This is a genomic window from Bradyrhizobium macuxiense, assembly GCF_007993935.1.
Lineage (GTDB): Bacteria > Pseudomonadota > Alphaproteobacteria > Rhizobiales > Xanthobacteraceae > Bradyrhizobium > Bradyrhizobium macuxiense_A.
In genome coordinates this window covers 65,055-81,286 of record NZ_VITY01000013.1, presented here as the reverse complement: position 1 = coordinate 81,286, position 16,232 = coordinate 65,055, and the positions used below count along the sequence as shown (strand labels likewise).

The 16,232-nt window shown below is 65.6% G+C and carries 16 protein-coding genes; 11 read left to right on the top strand and 5 right to left on the bottom strand.

From position 1 onward, the window contains the following. Positions 1 to 118: 118 nt before the first annotated feature. On the bottom strand, positions 119 to 565 hold the full coding sequence (locus FBZ93_RS30000) for an SRPBCC family protein (protein ID WP_106327163.1): 447 nt from the start codon (positions 563 to 565) through the stop codon (positions 119 to 121). Positions 566 to 776: 211 nt separating this feature from the next. Between FBZ93_RS30000 and FBZ93_RS29995 the strand changes: the two genes are divergently transcribed. The 3 genes from FBZ93_RS29995 to FBZ93_RS29985 all read left to right on the top strand — a co-directional run bounded on the left by FBZ93_RS29995 (position 777) and on the right by FBZ93_RS29985 (position 3,536). Then, a complete protein-coding gene (locus FBZ93_RS29995; RefSeq protein ID WP_146991031.1) occupies positions 777 to 2,132 on the top strand; it encodes a 3-carboxy-cis,cis-muconate cycloisomerase in 1,356 nt (451 codons plus the stop codon). A 101-nt stretch (positions 2,133 to 2,233) separates the two neighbouring features. Next, positions 2,234 to 3,016, top strand: coding sequence for a 3-oxoadipate enol-lactonase (gene pcaD / locus FBZ93_RS29990; RefSeq protein ID WP_146991029.1), 783 nt, complete (start codon positions 2,234 to 2,236; stop codon positions 3,014 to 3,016). A gap of 127 nt (positions 3,017 to 3,143) precedes the next feature. Next, positions 3,144 to 3,536, top strand: a complete 393-nt coding sequence (locus tag FBZ93_RS29985; protein WP_146991028.1) for a carboxymuconolactone decarboxylase family protein — start codon at positions 3,144 to 3,146, stop codon at positions 3,534 to 3,536. Here the strand turns inward: FBZ93_RS29985 and FBZ93_RS29980 are convergent. Next, on the bottom strand, positions 3,516 to 4,043 hold the full coding sequence (locus FBZ93_RS29980; protein WP_146991026.1) for a hypothetical protein: 528 nt from the start codon (positions 4,041 to 4,043) through the stop codon (positions 3,516 to 3,518). The two genes, FBZ93_RS29985 and FBZ93_RS29980, sit on opposite strands and share 21 nt — an antisense overlap. A 182-nt stretch (positions 4,044 to 4,225) precedes the next feature. Between FBZ93_RS29980 and FBZ93_RS29975 the strand changes: the two genes are divergently transcribed. The 7 genes from FBZ93_RS29975 (at position 4,226) to FBZ93_RS29945 (ending at position 11,782) form a co-directional block, all read left to right on the top strand. Then, positions 4,226 to 4,984: a hypothetical protein gene (locus tag FBZ93_RS29975; protein WP_146991025.1), complete on the top strand. Its 759-nt coding sequence runs from the start codon at positions 4,226 to 4,228 to the stop codon at positions 4,982 to 4,984. Between the two features lie 484 nt (positions 4,985 to 5,468). Beyond that, positions 5,469 to 6,386, top strand: a complete 918-nt coding sequence (locus FBZ93_RS29970; RefSeq protein WP_146991023.1) for an ABC transporter permease subunit — start codon at positions 5,469 to 5,471, stop codon at positions 6,384 to 6,386. A gap of 19 nt (positions 6,387 to 6,405) precedes the next feature. Next, positions 6,406 to 7,722, top strand: a complete 1,317-nt coding sequence (livM, locus tag FBZ93_RS29965) for a high-affinity branched-chain amino acid ABC transporter permease LivM (RefSeq protein ID WP_208764081.1) — start codon at positions 6,406 to 6,408, stop codon at positions 7,720 to 7,722. Beyond that, positions 7,719 to 8,552 carry an ABC transporter ATP-binding protein gene (locus tag FBZ93_RS29960; protein ID WP_146991019.1) on the top strand — a complete coding sequence of 278 codons (834 nt, stop codon included), beginning with the start codon at positions 7,719 to 7,721 and terminating at the stop codon, positions 8,550 to 8,552. The genes livM and FBZ93_RS29960 overlap by 4 nt, the downstream gene beginning before the upstream one ends. Continuing rightward, the gene (locus FBZ93_RS29955; RefSeq protein WP_146991017.1) at positions 8,549 to 9,298 is read left to right on the top strand and encodes an ABC transporter ATP-binding protein; all 750 of its coding nucleotides are present in this window, start codon (positions 8,549 to 8,551) and stop codon (positions 9,296 to 9,298) included. Before FBZ93_RS29960 ends, FBZ93_RS29955 begins: the two co-directional genes overlap by 4 nt. 165 nt (positions 9,299 to 9,463) lie before the next feature. After that, positions 9,464 to 10,582, top strand: coding sequence for a branched-chain amino acid ABC transporter substrate-binding protein (locus FBZ93_RS29950; protein ID WP_146991016.1), 1,119 nt, complete (start codon positions 9,464 to 9,466; stop codon positions 10,580 to 10,582). 204 nt (positions 10,583 to 10,786) lie between these two features. Continuing rightward, positions 10,787 to 11,782, top strand: coding sequence for a P1 family peptidase (locus FBZ93_RS29945; protein ID WP_146991014.1), 996 nt, complete (start codon positions 10,787 to 10,789; stop codon positions 11,780 to 11,782). 133 nt (positions 11,783 to 11,915) lie between these two features. Here FBZ93_RS29945 and FBZ93_RS29940 read toward each other — a convergent pair whose 3' ends face one another. Beyond that, positions 11,916 to 12,764: an EF-hand domain-containing protein gene (locus FBZ93_RS29940; RefSeq protein ID WP_146991012.1), complete on the bottom strand. Its 849-nt coding sequence runs from the start codon at positions 12,762 to 12,764 to the stop codon at positions 11,916 to 11,918. A gap of 253 nt (positions 12,765 to 13,017) precedes the next feature. Here FBZ93_RS29940 and rpe point away from each other — a divergent pair, with 253 nt between their 5' ends. After that, positions 13,018 to 13,719, top strand: coding sequence for a ribulose-phosphate 3-epimerase (gene rpe / locus FBZ93_RS29935; RefSeq protein WP_146991010.1), 702 nt, complete (start codon positions 13,018 to 13,020; stop codon positions 13,717 to 13,719). 13 nt (positions 13,720 to 13,732) lie between these two features. On the opposite strand, the gene FBZ93_RS29930 is transcribed toward rpe, so the two are convergent. Both FBZ93_RS29930 and FBZ93_RS29925 read right to left on the bottom strand, forming a co-directional pair. Further along, positions 13,733 to 15,187 (bottom strand): serine/threonine protein kinase, encoded by a 1,455-nt coding sequence (locus FBZ93_RS29930; RefSeq protein ID WP_146991196.1) that lies wholly within the window; start codon positions 15,185 to 15,187, stop codon positions 13,733 to 13,735. Between the two features lie 20 nt (positions 15,188 to 15,207). After that, complete coding sequence (locus tag FBZ93_RS29925; RefSeq protein ID WP_146991008.1) at positions 15,208 to 15,948, bottom strand: metallophosphoesterase family protein; 741 nt, start codon at positions 15,946 to 15,948, stop codon at positions 15,208 to 15,210. Positions 15,949 to 16,232 lie beyond the last annotated feature (284 nt).

The window sequence follows — 16,232 nt, the reverse complement described above, 5'->3', positions numbered from 1 at the left end:
AATCATTCCAGACGGCATAATATGGGCGCGCCCCGCGATGGGCAACCTTTGGAGCCACCCATCCAGGGCATAGCGGGAAGACTTGGCGGGGCCTGAGTGATCCGGCCCGTCGACAGGGCTAACCCTGCACCGCCTTGGCAAAATTTGCAAAGAATTCATCGGCCAGCTTCTTGGCGGCACCGTTGATCAGGCGCTGGCCGAGCTGGGCGAGCTTGCCGCCGATCTGCGCCTCCACGTTGTAGCTCAGAAGCGTGCCGCCATCCTTGTCGGCAAGGCCGACGGTGGCGCCGCCCTTGGCGAAGCCGGCAACCCCGCCCTCGCCTTCGCCCGAGATCTTGTAGCCGTTCGGCGGGTCGAGATCGCTCAACGTCACCTTGCCCTTGAAGCGGGCGGAGACCGGGCCGACCTTCATCTTGGCGGTGGCACGGAAGCCGCCCTCGTCGGTCTTTTCCAGCTCCTCGCAGCCGGGAATGCAAGCCTTCAGCACGTCGGGATCGTTGAGCTTGTCCCACACAGCCTGGCGCGGCGCTGCAAGCTGGACTTCGCCGGTCATTGTCATGGCCATGGGAGGACCTCCTCGATCGCAAGAAACCTTTCCCCCAAGTAAAGCAGCCCGGGCGCAAAGGAAAGGCCACCTTGGGAGGATGAGCGATGCATATTCGCAACCGCAGCAAGCCGAGCCCGCTGTTCACGAAATCGCGCAATCCGCGCTGTCGAAAATGCCGGCAGCGCCGGGGCATTGGCAGCGACGCCCGGGAGTGGTTAGGTCGCGCGCCATGAGCACAGCCCTCTCCCCCCTGCTTGCGCCGATGCTGTCGAGCGCCGCGATGCGCGCGGTGTGCGACGATGCCGCCACCCTGCAGAACATGCTGAATTTCGAGGCCGCGCTGGCCCGCGCCGAGGCTCTCGTTGGCGTCATTCCATGGACCGCCGTGGCGCCGATTGAGCAAGCCTGCAAGGCCGAATCATTCGACCCCGTCGCGCTGGCCGACGCCGCGACGCGATCGGGCAATCTGGCGATCCCGCTGGTCAAGGCCCTGACCGCTGACGTCGCCAAAGCGGATGCCGAGGCGGCCCGCTATGTGCATTGGGGCGCGACCAGCCAGGACGTCATCGACACCGCGACCATGCTGACCTTGCGCGCCGGCATCGACGCGCTGCTCGCCGACCTCGACCGCGCCGTTGCCGGCTTTGCCGGATTAGCGCGCGCCCATCGCGATACCGCGGTGGTGGCGCGGACCTGGCTGCAGCATGCGCTGCCGATGCCATTCGGGCTTAAGCTCGCCGAATACGCCGCAGCCCTGCACCGCTCCCGCAAGCGGCTGCTGCGCCTGCGCCGCGAGACGCTGGCGCTGCAATTCGGCGGCGCCGCAGGTACCCTCGCCGCGCTCGGCGATAAGGGACTGGCGGTGGAGGAGGCGCTGGCCTGGACCATTGAGCTGCCGCGGCCCGATGCGCCCTGGCACACCCATCGCGACCGCATCGCGGAGGCCGCGTCGGTGCTCGCCATCCTCGCCGGCAGCTGCGGCAAGATCGCGCGCGACATTTCGCTGATGATGCAGACCGATGTCGGCGAAGCCTTCGAGCCTTCCGGCGCCGGCCGCGGCGGCTCCTCCACCATGCCGCACAAGCGCAACCCGGTCGCCGCTGCGAGCGCACTGGGCGCCGCAACCATGGCGCCGAACCTCGCGGCGACGATCTTCGCCGCGCAGGTGCAGGACCATGAGCGCAGCGCCGGCTCGTGGCACGCGGAATGGCCGACCTTGCCGGGCCTGATGCTGGCGACGTCGGGGGCGCTTGCCGCGATCGTCGATCTCGCCGAAGGGCTCGAGGTCGATGCGGCGCGGATGCGCACCAATCTCGATGCGACGCATGGGCTGATCATGGCGGAAGCCGTGACGTTTGCGCTGGCCGAAAAGATCGGCAAGAGCGACGCCCATCATCTGATCGAGGCCGCCAGCAAGAAAGCGGTCGCGGACAAGAAGCATCTGCGCGACGTTCTGTGGGCAGATGCCAAGGTCACCGCGCATCTCGACACAAAGCGAATCGCAGAACTGTTCGAACCGATGGCCTATCAGGGCGCCTCGCAGGCGCTGATCGACCGGTTGCTGGCTTCACTGGACGACAAATAGCGACGATGTCATTGCCGGGCTTGATCCGGCAATCATCATCGCAGAAGAATTTCTCTTGATGGATGCGCTGATCAAGTCCGCGCATGACAAGGAGTAGAAGAATGCCGATGATCAACGCCGACGGATGCCTGCTCAATGTCCAGGTCGATGGCCGCGACGGCGGACCGACCCTGATGCTGTCGAACTCGCTCGGCTGCACCCTGCAGATGTGGGAGCCGCAGATGCGTGCGCTGACGCAGATGTTTCGCGTCATCCGCTACGACCGCCGGGGTCACGGCAAATCCGGCGTGCCTGATGGACCCTACTCCATGGAACGGTTCGGCCGCGACGTGCTGGCGATCCTCGACGACCTCAACATCGAGAAGGTGCACTGGTGCGGCCTGTCGATGGGCGGCATGGTCGGGCAATGGCTCGGCGCCAACGCACCTGAGAGATTCGGCAAGATCATCCTCGCCAACACCGCCTGCTACTATCCCGATCCGACCAACTGGCTGAACCGCATCAAGGCGGTCAAGGAAGGCGGCATCGCCGCGGTCGCCGACACCGTGATCGCGGGCTGGCTGACCGCTGATTTCCGCGAACGCGAACCGGAGACCACGGCGCGCATGAAGGCGATGCTGATTGCCTCGCCGGTCGAAGGCTATCTCGCCTGTTGCGAGGCGCTGTCGACGCTCGACCAGCGCGCGCTGCTGCCCAGGATCAAGAGCCCGACGCTGGTGATCGCGGGAAAGCAGGACATGGCAACGCCGGTGTCGGCGGGCGAGGTGATCCGCAGCGGCATTCCCGGCGCCAGCATGACGCTGCTCGATGCCGCGCATATTTCCAATGTCGAGCAATCGCACGCCTTCACCGAAGCCGTGGTCGGCTTCCTGACGCAACGCTGACGTAGCGACGAGAGACCCGTGTAGCCCGGATGGAGCGAAGCGAAATCCGGGACAGGACTTCGCGGCGAAGACCGAACCCCGGATTGCGCTGCGCTCCATCCGGGCTACGATTTCAGGAGGAAATTCCATGGACGACAATCAACGCCGCGATGACGGCATGACGCAGCGCCGCAAGGTGCTCGGCAATGAATGGGTCGACAAGTCGATCAAGAACCGCAACGCGTTCAACACCGACTTCCAGGACCTGATCACGCGCTACGCGTGGGGCGATATCTGGACCCGGCCGCATTTCGATCACCGCACCCGCCGCGTGCTCGTGATCGGCACCATGGTCGCACTCGGCCAGTGGGACGAATTCCGCCTGCACGTGCGCGCCGCGCTCACTGAAGGCGGCTTCACGCCCGACGACATCAAGGAGATCCTGCTGCAACAGGCGATTTATTGCGGCGTGCCCGCGGCCAATCACGCCGTCAAGGAAGCCGGTGCGATCATCGCCGAACTAGGGCTGCTGAAGGGATAATCCACTCGCCGGCGCACCCGCCTCAACGGCAGGAGTCACGGCAGTTCGCTTCGGTGACGTCTCGAACAGCATCACGATCGCGGTGCCGAGCAGCATCAGAAGCTCTGACGCGTGCATCCGCATCGCTTCGATCTCACCGACTTTGGAGGCCATCATCATGCTGGCGAAGCTCAGCACGCTGCCGAGGCAGAGCGCCACCGCAAGCGCCTCGTCGGCGCCACTGCTGTTTCGGCGCAACGGCGAGAACGCGGCCATCGCGAGGAAGACCGCGAAGAACGCCACCACCGTGATCCGCGCCAGCGCCAACAGCCATGCAAGCCGCACCGTCGCCATCTTGCCGAGGTGCAGATAGTCGCTCGCATACAGCGCGATCGACACGCTCGGCCGCTCATAAAGGCCGTGGATCGGCGACACCATGATGCTGAAGGCGATGATGGTCCAGACCGGAATGAAATAGGCCGCAAGCAGCGCGCCGTTGAAGGAGCTGATCCGCCAGTTGTTCGACATTGCCGCTTCCCGTGCTTCCCGCGCCTCATCGACCGGCGACGGTTCAGCTCGCGAGGTAACGCCGATCGATTGCCGGCAGCAATTTAAACCCTTTGTTAAGGTTAAGCGCGGTGCGATGGTTCCGGATCGATGCGATCGGGCTTGGCCAGGATCCGCGCCAGCCAATGATAAAGGGGGGTAAAATGACTGAAAGAACCCGCGTTTTCGTCGCAACGCCCTGCTACGGCGGCGATCTGAAGATGGCCTATGTGTTGTCAGCCCTGAAGCTCCAGGCTGTGGCCACGGCCCGGGGCATCGACATCGTGTTCCATCTGATCGGAAACGAATCGCTGATCGTGCGCGCCCGGAACGAGCTGGCGCACCAATTCCTCGCCTCTGGCGCCAGCCATCTCCTGTTCATCGATGCCGATATCGGGTTCGAGCCCGAGGCCGTGTTCCGGCTGCTGGATAGCGATGCCGACGTCTCGGCCGCGGCCTATCCGCTCAAGCACATCGATTGGGCCAAGGTGCAGCGGGCTGCGGACGCCAAGCGAGCGAACCTCGCGTCATCCTCGCTGGACTATGTCGTCACATGGGCGGGTGACCAGATCACCGTGCGGGGCGACGGCTTCGCCAAGGTCCGATATGCCGGAACCGGCTTTCTGATGATGAAGCGATCCGCGCTCGTCAGGCTGTGCGATGCGCATCCCGAACTGAAATATCGGGCGAACCACAAGACCAACGATCTGAACACCGGCAATTTGGTTCGCGCCGACCTCGAGCGCGTGTCGCTGTTCGAATGCATGATCGACAAGACGACCGGCGAGTATCTCTCCGAGGATTACGCATTCTGCCGGCGCTGGATCGACCTGGGCGGCGAAATCTGGCTGGACCTGCGCAGCGAGCTGACGCATTTCGGTTCATACGCCTTCCGCGGCCGCTTCGCCGATCAATTGGCCTGAACTCCAAGCAGAAACAAATCAGCAGACGAAATGGGCCTCGCTGCGCGGCGAGACCCTTTTGTTGCAACTGCTCAATTGCCTTGCCGGCCGGATCCTGAGCCTCTGACCTGGATCCTGGTTGTCCATTCCTTTCATTCAGGTGGGGACAACACGCGCTTCAAGACCGCAGTTGCTCTGATAACACGGGTTCCGGCGCGATCATTGCAGGGCAACGGGGTCTCGCCCCCTGTGACATCGGAACCGCACCCGCCAAAGTAGTTATGTACAAAGCCCTTTCTGCAGCTGCCATGCTGTTGCCGCCGCCGGGGTTCCGCTGTTAGAAAATACCGCGACGCGACGGACTAGGCTGCCGGGGGCCCTCGCCGCGTCACCCGCGACGTAGCGTTTTCGAGCGAAGTGGAGACCGGTTCGCGTGAAGACACCGCGTCCAAATCAAACCGAGAGCCCGTTCGGTTCTCAACCGAACAGGCTCTGACGGCAGCGCATGGATTATTTCGCCCAGCAATTGATCAACGGCCTCGTGCTCGGTTCGATCTATGGCCTGATCGCCATCGGCTACACGATGGTCTACGGCATCGTCGGCATGATCAACTTCGCCCATGGCGACATCTTCATGATCGGCGGCTTCATCGCGATGATCTCCTTCCTGGTGCTGGTGTCGCTCGGCCTCACCGCGATCCCGCTGATCCTGCTGATCGTGCTGCTGGTCTCGATGGTGATCACCGCGCTCTATGGCTGGACCATCGAACGCATCGCCTACCGGCCGCTGCGCCACTCGTTCCGCCTCGCGCCGATGCTGTCGGCGATCGGCATGTCGTTCGTGCTGACCAATTTTTCGCAGGTGTCGCAGGGCGCGCGGGTCAAGCCGGTGCCGCCGATCATCACCGGCGGCTACACGCTGCATGAAGGCCCGGAAGGCTTCGCCGTGCAGCTCTCCAACATCCAGATCGTGGTCGTGCTCGCGACCATCGTACTGCTCGCGGTGTTCACCTGGCTGGTCTCGCGCACCCGGCTCGGGCGCGACATGCGCGCCTGCGAGCAGGACCAGACGATGGCCTCACTGCTCGGCGTCGATGTCGACCGCACCATCTCGATGACCTTCGTGATCGGGGCTGCGCTCGCGGCCGTCGCCGGCATGATGTACCTGCTGTATTACGGGCTGGTCGATTTCTTCATGGGCTTCGTCGCCGGCATCAAGGCGTTCACCGCCGCGGTGCTCGGCGGCATCGGCTCGCTGCCGGGCGCGATGCTCGGCGGGCTCGCGATCGGCCTGATCGAAACGTTCTGGTCGGCCTATTTCTCGGTGGAGTACAAGGACGTCGCCGCGTTCTCGATCCTGATCGTGGTGCTGATCTTCATGCCGACCGGCCTGCTCGGCCGTCCCGAAGTCGAAAAAGTCTGACAGGCACTTCGTGAGCGCGATCTCAGCCCGCCCCTCGCACGCCGCGCAGCCCTCGGGCAGCGCCTTCATTCTCAAGAAAGCCCTGATCAGCGCCGCCGTCGCGCTGGTGCTGTTCTCGCTGATGATCGGCGTGCGCACCGAGGCCGGACCGCAAGGCGGCCTGATCTACTGGACGCGGTTCGGCGATCTCGCCGCCCTCGTCGGCACCGTGTTCGGCGGCAGCATCATCATCGAGCTGCTGCGACAATGGTGGGGACCGGTCGACAAGGAACACATCGTCCCGAAGCCGGTGCAGGCTGCGATGTCGTTCGCCGGGCGCTGGCTGGCACCGGCGCTCCTGGTATTCGCCTTCCTGGTGCCGGTGATCTTCTACAACCAGCGCTATATTCTCGATCTATCGATCCTGGTGCTGACCTATGTGATGCTGGGATGGGGCTTGAACGTCGTGGTCGGGCTCGCCGGCCTGCTTGACCTCGGCTATGTCGCCTTCTATGCGGTCGGCGCCTATTCCTACGCGCTGCTTGCCACCAATTTCGGATTGTCGTTCTGGGTCTGCCTGCCGCTCGCCGGCATCCTGGCGGCGTTCTGGGGCGTGCTGCTCGGCTTCCCGGTGCTGCGGCTGCGCGGCGACTACCTCGCGATCGTCACGCTCGCCTTCGGCGAGATCATCCGTCTCGTCATCATCAACTGGCAGAGCCTGACCGGCGGCCCCAACGGTGTCTCCGGCATCCCGCGCCCGACCCTGTTCGGCATCCCGCTCGACAACAGCGATGACGGGCTTGCCGCCAGGCTCGGCATCGATTTCTCGCCGACCCATCGCATCGTGTTCCTGTTCTATCTGATCCTCGCGATGGCGCTGCTCACCAACTGGGTGACGATCCGGCTACGCCGGCTGCCGATCGGCCGCGCCTGGGAGGCGCTGCGCGAGGACGAGGTGGCCTGCCGCGCGCTCGGCATCAACGTCACCACGACCAAGCTCACCGCGTTCGCGACGGGTGCGATGTTCGGCGGCTTCGCCGGCGCCTTCTTTGCCACGCGGCAGGGCTTCATCAGCCCGGAATCCTTCACCTTCCAGGAATCGGCGCTGGTGCTTGCCATCGTCGTGCTCGGTGGCATGGGCTCGCAGCTCGGCGTCGCGCTGGCGGCGCTGACCATGATCGGCGGCTTCGAGCTGTTCCGTGGTTTTGATCAGTATCGCATGCTGGTGTTCGGCATCGCGATGGTGCTGTTGATGATCTGGCGGCCACGCGGGCTGATCGGTCATCGCGCGCCGACCGTGTTCCTGGAGCGCAACCAGGCGATTTCGTCCGACCTCGTCAAGGAGGGCCACGGATGAGCGGCGATCCCATCCTCACTGTCGACCACCTGATGATGCGCTTTGGCGGCATCGTCGCGGTCAACGAGCTCTCCTTTGCCGCCGAACGGCGCAAGATCACCGCGCTGATCGGCCCGAACGGCGCCGGCAAGACCACGGTCTTCAACTGCATCACCGGCTTCTACCGGCCGAGCGGCGGCGCGATCCGCCTCACCGATGACGTCGGCCGCACCATGCAGCTCGAGCGGCTCGGCGATTTCCGCATCACCAAGCAGGCCAAGGTGGCGCGCACCTTCCAGAACATCCGGCTGTTCCCCGGCATGACCGCGCTGGAAAACCTGATGGTGGCGCAGCACAACGCGCTGATGCGCGCCTCGGGCCTGACCTTGCTCGGCCTGATCGGTACGCCGTCCTGGCGCGCGGCCGAGGAGCGCGCCATCGAACTGGCGCGGACCTGGCTCGATCGTGTCGGCCTGCTCCCACGCGCCGACGATGCCGCCGGCAATCTCGCCTATGGCGACCAGCGCCGGCTCGAAATCGCACGCGCGATGTGCACCGAGCCCGTGCTGCTCTGTCTCGACGAGCCGGCCGCCGGACTGAACGCGCGCGAGAGCGGCGGGCTCAACGAGTTGCTGCTGTCGATCCGCAACGACCAGGGCACCTCGATCCTCTTGATCGAGCATGACATGTCGGTCGTGATGGAGATCTCCGACCACGTCGTGGTGATGGACTACGGCGTCAAGATCGCCGAAGGCACGCCGCAGGCCGTGCGCGACGACCCCAAGGTGATCGCCGCCTATCTCGGCGCCGACGAGGAAGAGGCGATCGCCGTGATGGAGAGCGGCACGTGAGCGCGACAGCTGCAACCACACCCCTGCTCGCGGTGCGCGGCGTGCGTGCGGCGTATGGCAAGATCGAAGCGCTGAAGGGCGTCGACATCGAGATCAATCGAGGGGAGATCGTCGCCCTGATCGGCGCCAACGGCGCCGGCAAGTCGACGCTGATGATGACGATCTTCGGCCGGCCGCGCGCCCGCGCCGGCCGGATCGAATTCGACGGGAATGACATCACCGGCGTGCCGACCCACGAGATCGCGCGGCTGCGCATCGCACAATCGCCCGAGGGCCGGCGGATCTTTCCGCGCATGAGCGTCGCGGAAAACCTGCAGATGGGCGCCGACGCCACCGAATGCAGCGAGGCCGAACGCGAGGCCGGGCTGGAGCGCGTGTTCGCGCTGTTCCCGCGGCTGAAGGAACGCGTCGCACAACGCGGCGGCACGCTGTCGGGCGGCGAGCAGCAGATGCTCGCGATCGGCCGCGCCCTGATGAGCCGGCCCCGCCTGTTGATGCTGGACGAGCCTTCGCTCGGCCTTGCGCCGCTGATCGCGCGCCAGATCTTCGACGCCATCCGCACGCTGAACCGGCAGGACGGCCTCACCGTGCTGATCGTCGAGCAGAACGCCAACCATGCGCTGAAGCTCGCCCATCGCGGCTATGTCATGGTCAATGGCCTGATCACGCTGGCCGGAACCGGCGCCGAGTTGCTGCAGCGCCCGGAAATCCGCGCCGCCTATCTGGAAGGCGGCCGCCGCGGGTAGCTGCACGTTTCGTGCCGCCCCTGCAGCTGGATGCGGCTGATGCAGCGTCGATTTGCCTGAAAATTGCCGGTGACTTCGCCGCGAAACCAGCCGAGAATGCCCGCGGTTTTGGGGCCCGGCGTGCCGGGCCCTTCCGCAAGAGGCAACGACCACGAGGGACGTCTCATGAAATCAATGAAGCTGATCGGCCTGGCATTGGGCGCTTCGTTCGCATTCTCGGCGAGCGCATTCGCGCAAGATATCACCATCGCAGTCGCGGGCCCGATGACGGGCTCCGAATCCGCTTTCGGCCGGCAGATGAAGAACGGCGCCGAGCAGGCAATCGCCGACATCAACGCCGCCGGCGGCGTGCTCGGCAAGAAGCTCGCGCTGGAAGCCGACGACGATGCCTGCGATCCGAAGCAGGCGCGCTCGATCGCGGAAAAGATCGGCTCCTCGAAGATCCCGTTCGTGGCCGGTCATTTCTGCTCGTCGTCGTCGATCCCGGCCTCCGAGGCCTATGCCGACGCCAACGTGCTGCAGATCACCCCGGCCTCGACCAACCCGCTGTTCACCGAGCGCAAGCTCTGGAACGTGGCGCGCGTCTGCGGCCGTGACGACCAGCAGGGCCTGGTCGCCGCCGACTACATCGTGAAGAACTTCAAGGGCAAGAACGTCGCGATCCTGAACGACAAGACCACCTACGGCAAAGGCCTCGCCGACGAGACCAAGAAGGCGCTGAACAAGGCCGGCTTCCAGGAGAAGATGTTCGAGTCCTACAACAAGGGCGACAAGGACTTCAACTCGATCGTCTCGCGCCTGAAGCGCGACAACATCGATCTGGTCTATGTCGGCGGCTACCATCAGGAAGCCGGCCTGATCCTGCGCCAGATGCGCGACCAGGGCCTGCAGACCATTCTGATGGCGGGCGATGCCATGAACGACAAGGAGTTCGCCTCGATCACCGGCCCGGCCGCCGAGGGCACGCTGTTCACCTTCGGCCCCGATCCGCGCAACAAGCCGACCGCGAAGGCGATCGTCGAGAAGTTCAAAGCCAAGAACATCGATCCCGAAGGCTACACGCTCTACACCTACGCCGCGATGCAGGTGTGGACGCAGGCCGTCGCCAAGGCCGGCACCACCGACGCCAAGAAGGTGATGGCCACCATCAAGGCCGGCGACTGGGACACCGTGCTCGGCAAGATGGGCTTCGACGCCAAGGGCGACATCAAGGCGATCGACTACGTCGTCTACAAGTGGGACGCCAAGGGCAACTACACCGAGATCAATCCGAAGGGCTCCTGATCGGCTCCCCATCCTTCGCCGTCATTGCGAGGAGCGACAGCGACGAAGCAATCCATCCTTCCGCGTAATCGGTGACAATGGATTGCTTCGCTTCGCTCGCAATGACGAGGATAGAGTTACAAACCGCCCCGGTCAGCCGGGGCGTTTTGCTTTGACACCACGGCTGCTATACCGGATCGATCGGACAGCAGGGATGGACGCATCGTGAAAAACCTTCTCACCGATATTGCCGGCGTTGCCGTCGGCCACGCCGACGACGCCGTGATCGCCTCGGGCGTCACCGCGATCCTGTTCGAGCGGCCGGCGGTGGCCTCGATCGATGTCCGCGGCGGCGGCCCCGGCACCCGCGAGGACGCGCTGCTTGCCCCGCATAATGTCGTCGAGGCGATCGACGCGATTACGCTGTCCGGCGGCTCCGCGCTCGGGCTCGATGCGGCGGGCGGCGTGCAGGCCTGGCTCGCCGAGCGCGGCCGCGGCTTTCGTATCCGCGATGCGGTGATCCCGATCGTGCCCGGCGCGATCTGTTTCGACCTCCTCAACGGCGGCAACAAGGCGTGGGGCCGCTTCCCCCCCTATCGCGATCTCGGCTATGCGGCTGCGAATGCCGCCTCGGACAATTTCGAACTCGGCAGCGTCGGCGCCGGCATGGGCGCGACCACCGCCAACCTGAAGGGCGGCCTCGGCTCAGCGTCCGCCGTGACCGACGATGGCATCAAGGTCGCAGCGCTTGCGGTGGTCAACGCGGTCGGCAGCGTCACGGTCGGCAGCGGCCCGTGGTTCTGGGCGGCGCCGTTCGAAGTCGACCGCGAGTTCGGCGGGCGCGGCCTGCCGCCGGCGTTCACGCCGGACATGCTGAAGCCGCGCCTGAAAGGCGGCGCGGACGCCACCGCGGCCGAGAACACCACGCTCGTCGTTGTCGTGACCGACGCGCAATTGACGAAACCGCAGGCACGGCGGCTGGCGATGATCGCACAGACCGGCATGGCGCGCGCGATCTACCCGGTGCACGCCCCGCTCGATGGCGATGTGGTGTTTGCCGCCGCAACCGGTGCCAAGCCGGTCGATCCGCTGTTCGGCCTGACCAAGCTCGGCGCCATCGCCGCCAACACGGTGGCACGCGCGATCGCGCGCGGCGTCCATTCAGCGACCGGCCTGCCCTTCGCCGGCGCGCAGCCGAGCTGGCGGGATCGATTCGGTTAGGCGCTGAGTTTTATGGCCGCAGCTCTAGCATCGTCATTGCGAGCGAAGCGAAGCAATCCATCGCGCCGCTTGCCGAGACATGGATTGCTTCGTCGCTGCGCTCCTCGCAATGACGGCCGTCAGTAGTTCCGCCCTAGGCGCTGACCGACAGCGACGACGAGGCCTTCGCTGAGATCGCCTGCGACTGGCGCTGGATCAGCTGCTCGATGAAATTGTAGGACGAGGTGGCGTTGTTGCCGGCGGAGGACGAATTCGTGCTGCTGGTGGCTGAGGCCGTGGCCGGCGTCGTCATCGACACCTTGGAGCCGTCGGCATAGGTCGTGGTCGTCGTGGTCGAGCCGTCGCTGTTGGTCACCGAGGTCGAGGTCGCGCCATCAAGCGCCTGCATCAGGGGATCGGAGCTCGATCCGCCCGAGCCGCTGCTGGAGCCGGATCCGTCGGTCGCGCCGCTCTCCATGTGGTGATGATGATGGCCGCCGCCCTTGTGGCCCTGCAAGGCCTGCGACATCTCGCCGAGGCTGACGCTGCCGTCGCCGTTCTTGTCGAGCTTGGAGAACACGTCGTCGGCCTGCGCGACGTTGGTGCCGCCGGCGCCGAGCGCGTTCTCGAATTCGGTCTTGGTGATCTGGCCATTGCCGTCGGCGTCGATCAGCGAAAACAGGTCCTTCAGCGCATCCGACCTGCTGGTCGGCGTTGTGCTGGTTGAAGTCGTGCCGGTTGAAGCCGTGCTGGTTGAAACGGTCGTCTGGCTCTGCGCGTCGAGCAGCGCGCTCATGGTCTGCGGCGAAATCTGCGGGGTGCTGGCGCCCGACCCGGCACCGGCGCTGCTGCTGCTCGACGTCGATGTCGTGGTCGCAAGATCGAACAGCCCGGTGGTCTGACTTCCCTGGGTGGAGCTGCCGGTCTGCGTCGTCGATTTCGACGACATCAGCGAGCTCAAAAGATCGACGGCGGATGACGCAGCGCCAATGGCAAATAACATGGCAATACTCCAACAAGGCCGCGCCCGGCGGCTCAAACGCTTGCCAAAGGCGCAGCAAGCGGCGTGCCATGGCAAAAACTCAATAAAACCAGGCCTTGGCGCATCGCCGCGGGTTCCGCGCACCCGGCAAGACCTGCCGCCGGCGGCAGAATTTTCCGGCTTCCAGCCGCCGTCCGCTCGCATTGCCCGCCACGCGTCCGCATGTTAGGCGGGATCACCCGTCGCCCCCTGCTAGTCTTCCGGAACTGCTGACATGACTCAGTCATTCACCCCGCGTCCCCTCGTCATCGCTCCGTCGATCCTGGCGTCGGATTTCTCAAAGCTCGGCGAAGAGGTCCGTGCCGTCGACCAGGCCGGCGCCGACTGGATCCATCTCGACGTGATGGACGGGCACTTCGTGCCAAACATTTCCTACGGCCCCGACGTCATCAAGGCGATGCGGCCGCACACCAAGAAGATCTTCGACGCCCATCTGATGATCTCGCCCTGCGACCCCTATCTGGAGGCGTTCGCCAAGGCGGGCTGCGACCACATCACGGTGCATGCCGAGGCCGGCCCGCATTTGCATCGCTCGCTGCAGGCGATCCGCGCGCTCGGCAAGAAGGCCGGCGTCTCGATCAATCCGGCGACGCCGGCGAGCGTGATCGAATATGTGCTCGACCTGATCGACCTCGTGCTGGTGATGTCGGTCAATCCCGGCTTCGGCGGCCAGGCCTTCATCCGCTCGGCGATCGGCAAGATCTCTGACGTCCGGGCGATGGTCGCGGGCCGGCCGATCGACATCGAGGTCGACGGCGGCGTTGCGCCCGACGTCGCCGGCCAGCTCGCCGCCGCCGGTGCCAATGCCTTCGTCGCGGGCTCCGCGGTGTTCAAGGGCGGCACGCTCGAGGCCTACAAGACCAACGTCGCCGCGATCCGCAATGCCGCGGCCGACGCGCGCGGCGAAGCGATCTGATTCTGCGGCGGAACTAGAACACTGAAGGCGGCGTGACCGGGGCATTAGCCGCCTCGCCCGCCGCCTCATCGTCGTCCGCTTGCGGCGCTAGCCGCGACGGCCGCACCACGGTCACCGTGCACAGCGCTTCGGCTGCGACCTTGGCGGACACGCTGCCGAGCAGCGCGCGCCGCATCGAATTCTGCCGCGCGCCGATGATGATGTGGTCGACCAGATTGACCGCGGCGAATTCCAGGATGGCCGCGGCCGGATCGATCGCCTCCAAGACATGCACGGTCAGCCGTCCCTCCTCGAGCCGGAACGGCCGCGCCCAGTGCTGCAGCGCCACCAGGCGGTCGACATGCTTGTTCTGACCCTGCTCGTCATGGCTGCGGTCGATCGCCAGGAGATTGAGCTTCAGCACGTTCACGCAAGCGAGCCGCGCCGATGGCGAGGTCGATAGCACCTGCTCGGCGGTGGCGCGGATGGTCTCGTTCAGCGCCTCGGCCCCCTCGCCGAGATCGAGTGCAACGGCAACGATCGGGCTCGATGCGAGCTGGGCTGCGACATCAGATTTCGGCTGCGGCGGCACCGCACCGAGATTGAAGCGGCGGCGCCAGACCGTGCCGAGCGGATCGCGGTTCAGCCGCTGCGCCCGCGCCGTCAGCTTGACCTGTTCGGGGTGGCCGAGATCGAACGCCAGCTGCGCCGCGGTCGGATAGCGCGCCGCCGGGTCGATCTCGAGACATCGCAGCACGATCTCCTGCAGCCAGGGCGGATAGTCGGGCTTGAGCTGACGCGGCGGATACGGGTCACGCCACAGCCGCCGGCGCATGCCGCGCAAAGTCTCGGTCTCGCCGAACGGGCGGACGCCGGTGGTGAAGAAATAGAGCAGCACGCCGAGCGAAAACAGATCGCTGCGCGGATCGTCGCGCACGCCGTTGAGGCGCTCCGGCGCCATGTAGGGCGCGGTGCCGTAAGGCAGGCGAAACTCCTCCTGCAGCAGATCGGGCAGATGCTGGTGATGCGAGAGGCCGAAATCGATCAGCACCGCTTCGCCGCGCTCGCGGAACATGATGCTGCTCGGCTTGATGTCGTGATGGATGACGTTCTGCCGGTGCAGGCTGGCGAGCGCGGTGGCGACCTTGCCGCCGATCACCCTCACCTCGTCATAGGGCAACGGCAGATTGTCGATCTGCTTGTAGAGGGTTTGGCCGGGGATGCGCTCCATCACCACATAGGCCTGGCGCTCGAAATCGCCGGTGCCGAAACAGGCCGGCACATGCGGCCCCGACAGCCGCGGCAGGATCATCTGCTCCATCTCGAAGCTGACGATCGCGGCCGGATCCTCGCCCTCCGAGGTGAGCGGCACCTTCATCAAGAGCGGCACGTCGATGCCCGGGTGGGTGACGCTCCACAGCGTCGCCATGCCGCCGCGGTGCACGAGCTCGCCGATGGTGAAGCCATCGATCTCGGCGCCCAGCTGCATCGTCAGCGCCGCCACCGGCGTCACCTGCCGATCAGCAGGCGGTCGGCGAGCCAGAGCGGCAGGCCGCCCGCCTTGATCCGCGCCGCGGCGGTCGCGACGTCGTAGGGCACGCGGTGATAGGTGATCTCGCGGCTTGTCGTGTCGAACATCGCAAACGATGCCGCGGGATCGCCGTCGCGCGGCTGGCCGACCGAGCCGAGCACCGCAAGCCAGCGCCGCCCGGTCAGCAATTGCACCGCGACGCTGGCGGTCGGGACGAAGCTCGTCATCTTCGCCGTCGAGGACATCGAGTAGAGGCCTGGACGATGGATGTGGCCGCAGAACGTGATTTGCACTTCGGTGGCCATCATGCTGCGCGCGGCATCCGACGTGTCGCGGACATAGCGCCACTTCGCCGGGTCCGAGGCCTCGGAATGCACGTAGAGACGGTTGTCCTCCTCGCGCAGGATCGGCAGGCCCGCGAGGAAGGTCTTCTGTTCGGCGCTGAGCCGGCTGCGCGTCCAGTCGATGGCGGCCTGCGCATCGGCGTTCATGCTGTCGCTCGGGGACCCGATCGCATTGTCATGGTTGCCGCGCACCGCGATCGCGCCGTTGGCGACCAGGTCCATCACGGTGTCGACGGCCCATTCGGGATCGGCGCCGTAGCCGACGATGTCGCCGAGGCAGATCAGCCGCTCGGCGCCACGCGCACGCGCGGCATCCAGGCAGGCGGCGAAGGCCTGCCGGTTGGCATGAATATCGGCAAAGAGTGCAAGCCGCATCGTGGTCCGCTACTGATCCGTGCCCGATATCAAGCACACGCGGCCCCGGGCTCGCAATCGGGCCGAAGGCAGACACGAAAAGCCATCTGGCGCGCGAGCGCGCAATCTCTCTCGTCGTAACTCGTGGCTCACCCTCTCCCCAACCCTCCTCCGCAAGGGGGGAGGGAGCCTGACCGCCGTGCTCGCCTCACTGAGTTGCAGCTTCGGCACGACAAATCGCGGCTCAGAACATCAACGACGAATGTAAGGGAGGCACCAGCGAATGGGTTCCCTCCCCCCTTGCG